Annotated in this window: 6 protein-coding genes; 4 read left to right on the top strand and 2 right to left on the bottom strand. The window is 61.9% G+C overall.

The features are described from left to right. Together JNL55_RS15095 and JNL55_RS15090 are read right to left on the bottom strand one after the other, a co-directional pair. On the bottom strand, window positions 1–1,259 hold a 1,259-nt coding region (locus JNL55_RS15095), incomplete at its 3' end, for a HAMP domain-containing protein (RefSeq protein WP_293854886.1). Continuing rightward, the gene (locus JNL55_RS15090; protein WP_293854883.1) at window positions 1,256–1,966 is read right to left on the bottom strand and encodes a response regulator; all 711 of its coding nucleotides are present in this window, start codon (window positions 1,964–1,966) and stop codon (window positions 1,256–1,258) included. The genes JNL55_RS15095 and JNL55_RS15090, both read right to left, overlap by 4 nt. Before the next feature lie 153 nt (window positions 1,967–2,119). On the opposite strand from JNL55_RS15090, the gene JNL55_RS15085 reads away from it, so the two are divergent. The 4 genes from JNL55_RS15085 to JNL55_RS15070 form a co-directional block, all read left to right on the top strand. Beyond that, complete coding sequence (locus JNL55_RS15085) at window positions 2,120–3,337, top strand: efflux RND transporter periplasmic adaptor subunit (RefSeq protein ID WP_293854880.1); 1,218 nt, start codon at window positions 2,120–2,122, stop codon at window positions 3,335–3,337. Between the two features lie 2 nt (window positions 3,338–3,339). Continuing rightward, complete coding sequence (locus tag JNL55_RS15080) at window positions 3,340–5,301, top strand: MacB family efflux pump subunit (protein ID WP_293854875.1); 1,962 nt, start codon at window positions 3,340–3,342, stop codon at window positions 5,299–5,301. Continuing rightward, window positions 5,298–6,701, top strand: coding sequence for an efflux transporter outer membrane subunit (locus JNL55_RS15075; protein WP_293854872.1), 1,404 nt, complete (start codon window positions 5,298–5,300; stop codon window positions 6,699–6,701). The genes JNL55_RS15080 and JNL55_RS15075 overlap by 4 nt, the downstream gene beginning before the upstream one ends. Window positions 6,702–6,803: 102 nt before the next feature. Next, window positions 6,804–7,478: TonB-dependent receptor plug domain-containing protein (locus JNL55_RS15070; protein ID WP_293854869.1), on the top strand; the 675-nt coding region annotated here is incomplete at its 3' end.

Here is a 7,478-nt window from a genome sequence, read left to right as displayed (position 1 = left end):
TCGGGTGGCACGCCAGGGCCACGGTCGGCAATCTGCACGGCTACTTCAGTGCCGCTGCGGATCGAGGACACGAGTGCGCAACCGCCGTACTTGATGGCGTTATCGATCAGGTTTGAAAACAGTCGACGCGCCACTAACGGGCGTAGCTGTAGCACGGCGCCGCAGCCTTGTTGGAACTCGGCCTGAGCGCCGGCATCGGCGGCATCTTCAACCAAGCTTTCCAGCAGCGAGTCCAGGTCTAGCATGACGCGCGGCTCGGAAGTCTCGGCGCTGCGAGCCAGTTCCAAGCCTTCATCGATCAGCTCATTCATGGCGCTCAGGTCGCCGACCAAGCGATCACGCAAGGCTTCGTCGTCGATGCGCTCCAGCCGTAGTCGAAGTCGCGTCAGCGGTGTCTGCAGATCGTGCGTGATCGAAGCGAGCATGTGAGTGCGCTCGTTGACGTGCTGTTTCAGCAGCTGTTGCATCGAGTTGAACGCCTCGGCAGCGCGCTGAACTTCGCTGGGCCCGGAAACATCCACGGGCGGCCGATCCAGATCTTGGCCCAAATCGGTGGCGGCGTCCGACAAGCGATGCAATGGCGCGCTGGCGATGCGTGCGACGAAGTAGGCGAGTACGCCGACGGCAGCGACCAACAAAGACAACAGCAAAGGATCGAACAGCCGGCTGCGTTCGCGCTCTATCCAAGGCGTGTCCACGCTCAGGCGGTAATGCGTGCCATCGGTCAACGTGATGTCGACCAGTCGACACGTTGGGCGCGCGATCATCGAGGTGCGCGGCCGATTGCGACTACGAATACGATCGTAGATGGGATCGATGGCCTTGCGGATTTCCGGGTCGCGCCAGAACTGTTCGCCGCCGTCCTCGGAGGTGCTGCTGCTGCCGCCATACAGCTCCGGCAGACACACATTGGGTTGCGCGAAATGAGCGTCAGCGGAGGCGAGCACACCGCCACGTTTGATCAGCACCTCGCGAAATTCCGGATCGGGGTCGGTGCTCGGAGCGTTATGCGGTTGCAGCCGCACGTTGCTGCTGATGACTTCGGAGGCGACGGTGCGTGCCGCCGGAACGGCGTCGAGAATTTCGGCGTAGGACTCGAGCCGATCGGCGGTACGTTCCAGCAGCTGTTCGGAAAACTGTCGATTGCTGGTGGCGCCGGTGATGGCGGTGGCGATCAATGCCGCGCCCACCATGCCGATCAGCAGGATGGTGAAGATCCGGCCGGTCATGGACGCGAAAAATCGCTGCAGTCGGTTCATTCCATCTCGACGGTCGCGGCCAGCACGTAGCCTTCGTTGCGGACGGTTTTGATGAGCGCCGATTCGCTGCGGTCGTCACCGAGCTTATGTCGTAGCCGGCTCACCTGTAGATCGATGGCGCGTTGCTGGGCCTCGTAGCTGCGGCCGCCGCTCAGCGTCACCAACTGTTCGCGAGTCATGACACGGTTTGGATGAGTGATGAACACTCGCATGAGTCGGAACTCGGCGCCCGACAGCACCACCACGCGATGGTGGGGATCGGTCAAATGGCGCTTTTGCAAATCCAGCGTCCAACCTGCAAATTTCGCTTTGCCTTTGCTCACCGGTGCCAGCGTGCTTGGCAAAGCGGTCGTGCGTCTTAGCACATTGCGCACGCGTGCCAGCAATTCGCGAGGTTCGAACGGCTTGGTCAAGTAGTCGTCGGCGCCCATTTCCAGGCCCAAGATCCGGTCGATGGCCTCGCGGCGCGCCGTCAGCATGATGACAGGAATGGTCGAGCCGGCCCGCAGATCGCGACATAAGGTGAGGCCTTCCTCGCCCGGCAAGTTCAAGTCCAGCACCACCAGATCGACGTGCTCGCGGGCCATGATTTTGCGCATTTCCGCGCCGCTGCCGGCAGTGGCGACGATAAAGCCCGCTTGCCCCAGCTGTTCGGCCAGCAAGGTACGGATCTCGACGTCGTCATCCACGATCAACAAGCGTTGCATTCGGCAAATTCTAGCGCAGGCCGCCGGTAATTTGTTTCGGCATGTATCCGCGGCCAGCGGTTGATACAAAGCGATACGTTGGCGCTGCACTCGATACAAAGCGACACGTTTCGTGCATTGAGCCCGCGGCGCCTGGGCCGGACACTCCACGCCATGAAAAATTCAGCATTTGGCGCTGTGGCTAAAGTCGTGGGCGTGGTGGCGGGAGTCACCGTGATCGCAGGCGGGATCTGGGCATCGTTGCGCGATGAGCCGCCACCCAGCTTTGCGACTGCGCCGGCCGCTATCGCGGATATCGAGGCGACGGTGTTGGCCGCGGGCATTTTGGAGGCCTCGCGGATGGTCAGTGTGGGCGCGCAGGTGTCCGGTCAGATCAAATCGCTGCGCGTGAAGCTGGGCGACAAGGTCAAAGCCGGCGATGCCATCGCCGAGATCGACGCCATCACTCAGGAAAACGAGCTGCGTAATGCGCAGGCCGCGCTGGCCAGCGTCAAAGCTCAACGCAGCGTGCAGCAGGCCAGTTTGAAAGAGGCCAGCCTGGCGTTCGAACGTCAGAGAATGATGTTGGCCGAAGAGGCCAGCTCGCGGGCCGACTTCGAAAGCGCCGAAGCCGTGCTGCAGTCTACCCGTGCGCAGATCGAAGCGCTCGATGCGCAAATCGAGCAGGCCTCGGCGCGTGTCGATACCGCCCTGGCGAATCTGAGCTACACCAAAATCCGCGCGCCGATGGACGGCACGGTAGTGGCACTGGTCGCTAAGGAAGGCCAGACCGTCAACGCCAATCAGTCCGCGCCCACCATCGTGAAGCTGGCAAAGCTGGACGTGATGACCGTCAGCGCCGAGATTTCCGAAGCCGACGTGATTCGCGTGCGTCCCGGCCAGACCGTGTACTTCACCATTCTCGGCGACCCGTTGAAGCGCTACTACGCCAAGTTGCGCACCGTGGAGCCGGCGCCGGAGTCGATTCAAAGCGAAACCACCTCCAGCGCCTCGAGCAGCGCCAGCAGCACCACCAAGGCCACCTATTACAACGGTCTGTTCGAAGTCCCCAATCCCAACAGCGAATTGCGCATCTCCATGACGGCCCAGGTCAGCGTGGTGCTCGGCGAGGCCAAAGGTGCGTTGACCATTCCGTCCAGCGCACTCGGCGAACGCGACTCCGATGGTGCTCATCTGGTCACCGTGATCGGTGACGACGGCACGCCCAGCCAGCGACGAGTCACCATCGGTATCGACAACAACGTCAACGCCCAGGTGCTCGAAGGCGTGTCCGAAGGCGAGAAGGTCGTGGTCGGCGAAGCTACCGCCAAGGCCGACTCCGGTCAGGGTGGCGGTGGCGGTGGCGGCCGTCGTCGCTCGTTGTTCTATTGATCATGGGCGCGCCACTACTGCAATTGCGCGGCATCCGGCGGGAGTTTCCCGCTGGCGATGAAGTGCTCACCGTGCTCAAGGACGTCGACCTGGACATCCACGAAGGCGAGATGGTCGCCATCGTCGGTGCTTCGGGCTCGGGCAAGTCGACGTTGATGAACATTCTGGGCTGCTTGGACCGGCCCACGTACGGCACTTACAAGGTGGCCGGACGCGAAGTGGCCAGCATGACTCCCGATGAACAGGCCGAGCTGCGCCGCGAACACTTCGGCTTCATTTTCCAGCGCTATCACTTGCTGACCGATTTGAGCGCCATCGGCAACGTAGAAATGCCGGCGGTGTACGCAGGCGTTACTCGGTCGAGCCGTCACGAGCGTGCGCAAGCGCTGCTCGGTCGCTTGGGTTTGAAAGAGCGTATGCATCACAAGCCCGGCCAACTGTCCGGCGGTCAGCAGCAGCGCGTCAGCATCGCGCGTGCGCTGATGAATGGCGGCAAGGTCATTCTCGCCGACGAGCCGACCGGCGCGTTGGACAGTCATTCCGGTGAAGAGGTGATGAAGATCCTCTCCGAGCTGAGTGAGGAAGGTCACACCATCATCCTCGTGACCCACGACATGAACGTGGCCGAGCACGCCGAGCGCATCATCGAAATCCGCGACGGTTGCATCGTCGCCGACCGCGGCAATGCCAAGGTGCAGATGACGCATGCGCATCCGGAGCCGGAAAAGAAGTCGCTGGCCGCGAGCTGGCAGGTTCAGCGCGACCGTTTCCTGGAATCGTTGCGCATGGCGCTGCTGTCCATGGCCGCGCATCGGCTGCGCACGTTTTTGACCATGCTCGGCATCATCATCGGCATCGCCTCGGTGGTGTCGGTGGTCGCGCTCGGCAAGGGTTCGCAACAGCAAGTGCTGAACAACATCGGTTCGCTCGGCACCAACACCATCGATATCTATCCCGGACGCAGCTGGGGCGATATGCGAGCGGGACGAGTACAAACGCTACGAGCCACCGACGCCATCGCGTTGGCGGAGCAGAGCTACGTCCACAGCGTCACGCCCAATGTTTCTACGTCGGTGACGGCGTTGTACGGCAGCGCTTCGGCGAGCGCGCAGATTCAGGGTGTCGGTCATCAATACTTTCAGGTGTTGGGCACCAAGCTGCTGGAAGGCTCGTTGTTCGACGCGGACGCGATTCGTTACATGGCGCAGAGCGTGGTGATCGATGAGAACACCCGGGCGCAGTTCTTCGACCACAGCGGCGAAAGCCCGATCGGCAAGATCATCATGCTCGGCTCGGTGCCTTGCCGCGTCATCGGCGTGGCCAAGCGCCAGAGCGGTTGGAGCCGTGGCGGCAGCAACAGTCTGAACATGTGGGTGCCGTATTCGACCATGTTGGGTCGCATGCTCGGTCAGAACTATCTGTCCAGCATCACGGTGCGAGTTGCCGACGACACGCCCATGGCGGCGGCGCAGGCGGCCATCACGCGCTTTCTGATCCTGCGTCACGGCCGTGAAGACTTCTTCATCAGCAGCAGCGCCGAGATTCGTGAGTCCATCGAGGCGACCACTCGCACCATGACGTTGCTGATCGGCTCCATCGCTGCCATCGCATTGTTGGTGGGCGGCATCGGCGTGATGAACATCATGCTGGTCTCGGTGACCGAGCGTACTCGCGAGATCGGTGTGCGAGTCGCCGTCGGCGGACGGCAGAGCGATATCTTGCAACAGTTCCTGATCGAAGCCGTGCTGGTTTGTTTGATCGGCGGCGTGCTTGGCGTGTTGTTGGCGCTCGGCTTGGGCGTGTTGTCACAATTCGTCGCTGGCGGCAGCTTCGCGATGGTGTTTTCTAACTTCTCGATCGTCGCGGCGTTCCTGTGCGCCACGTTGATCGGTGTGATCTTTGGTTTTCTTCCGGCACGCAGTGCTGCGAGCTTGGATCCGGTGGAGGCGTTGGCGCGCGAATGAGCTATCGACTGCGAATTGCGGTGGCGTTGACCATCGCCGCCTTGTCTGGATGCTCGTCGACGCCGATGTCACCGGCGGCGCAACCGTCGGTCGCGGCTGAGTACGGCCGTGGCGACAGCGAAAAAAATGCGCCTAGCGAGCCCGTAAAACTCTCCGCCGAGGACAGCACGGTGGCAGCTGCCGGTCCGTGGTGGCAACAGTTCGGCGACGAGCGTTTGAATCGTCTGGTCGAAAAAATGCTGGCCGCGAATACCGATATCGCGACGGCGGGCTTGGCATTGGAACGGGCGAAGTTGGTCGCGGGCCTGGCGTTCGACGATCTGTTGCCGCAGCTCGATGCTTCGGTGAGCGGTAGTTACAGCAAGTCGCTGCGTGGACCTGCCAACAGCTCGAAGAGCTACAGCGCCGGTGTCGGCGTTGGCTATGAAGTGGATTTGTGGCGTCGGCTGCGTAATCAACATGACATCGCTCGTTGGGAAGCGCAGGCCACCGCCGAAGATTTGGAAAGCACTCGACTCGCGCTGATCGGCGAGACCTGCGATCTGTATTGGCAGCTGGCGTTTCTGAATCAACGCATCGTGGCCAGCGAATCCAGCATCGAACGTTTGCGTACCACGCAACGACTGGTGCAAGTGCAGTTCAACGCCGGCGATGTTTCTCGATTGGAAGCACGCGAAGCCGAACAGAATTATCAGAGCGAGTTGGCGGCGCACAGTCAGCTGCTGCAATCTCGCGTCGAAGTGCGCAACGCGCTGACGGTGTTGCTCGATGGCACGCCGTGGCCGCAGGCAGATGAGCCCGGGCAGCTGGCGGCGTTTGAAATGCCGACGGTGCGCGAAGGTTTGCCGGCCGAGTTGCTTGGCCGTCGTCCGGATCTGCGCGCGGCGGAGTTACGTTTGCGCGGAGTGTTGACGAGCGTCGGTGTGACACGCGCCAGCTATTACCCTGCGGTCACTTTGACCGGCGGAGTAAGTAGCGGCAGCGTTTCGTTGAGCGATGTGTTGTCCAATCCGGTGGCTACGTTGGGCGCCGGCATTGCGTTGCCGTTCCTGCAATGGAATCAGCAGCGCCTCAACGTTGCCATTGCGAAGCAGGACTACGCGATTGCGGTCAACGGTTTCCGTGATGCGTTGTTTCGTGCGTTCGCCGATGTGGACAACGCGTTGTCGGCGCTGACTGCGTTGGAAACACAGCTGCAAGCAACCCAACGATCCTACGACGAAGCTGTGGAAGTGGAGCGGTTGTACAGCGTGCGTTATCGCGTCGGCGCGACACCGTTGCGTAGCTGGCTCGAGGCGCAGGAGACCCGCCGCTCGGCGGAAGTATCCCTGGCGCAAGCCCGGCTACGACGACTCCAGAACTTGTCGCTGCTGTACCGGGCGCTGGGCGGCGTTGCGTAAAAGCTGCAGCTTCAGGTCGGGCTTTCTCTATTGAGAGAAAATTTTGACTGTTAGGATATTTATGGCCTAGCCTAGCTCCAACAAAGAGTTGGGGGTCTGGCCATGAATGTCTATTCGAAGCGCCGACTGGCGCAGGCTATGTTCGGGGCTGCGTGTGTGTTTGGCAGCCAATTTGCCCTTGCCGCTGAGGATGCGGCAGACGCGGGGCCGATCGAGGAGCTGACGGTCAGCGCCTCGCGCATCGAGCACAGCGGCTTCCAAGCGCCGACCCCGGTTTCGGTGCTCGACGCCGCCCAAGTCGAGCAACGCGGCGCCACCAATATTGCCAACGTGATCAATGAAATACCGGCGTTCGCCGGGACCATCACGCCGGCTTCCACGGGTTTGAACAGCCGCCAGAACGGCATCAACGCAGTCGACCTGCGCGGCCTCGGCACCAACCGCAACCTGGTGCTGTTGAACGGCCGCCGTGGCACGCCGTTCGATGAATTCGGTAACGTCGATTTGAACGCGGTGCCGTCGCTGGCCATCGGCCGGGTCGAAGTGGTGACCGGCGGTGCTTCGGCAGCGTGGGGCTCCGACGCCATCTCCGGCGTCGTCAACCTGATCTATGACGACCAGCTCGAAGGCGGCAAATTCAACGCGCAATACGGCCAGTCCGAGCACGGCGACGCCGAAGACACTCGACTCTCGGCCGCTTGGGGCACGTCGCTGAGCGAAGGGCGCGGACACTTCCTGGTGGCTGCGGACTACAACAAGAACGAAGGCGTGCCGGAA

Source organism: Steroidobacter sp., from assembly GCF_016790065.1.
Taxonomy (GTDB): domain Bacteria; phylum Pseudomonadota; class Gammaproteobacteria; order Steroidobacterales; family Steroidobacteraceae; genus Steroidobacter.
The sequence above is the reverse complement of the archived record's forward strand: the minus strand, read 5'-3'. Positions and strand labels throughout refer to the sequence as shown.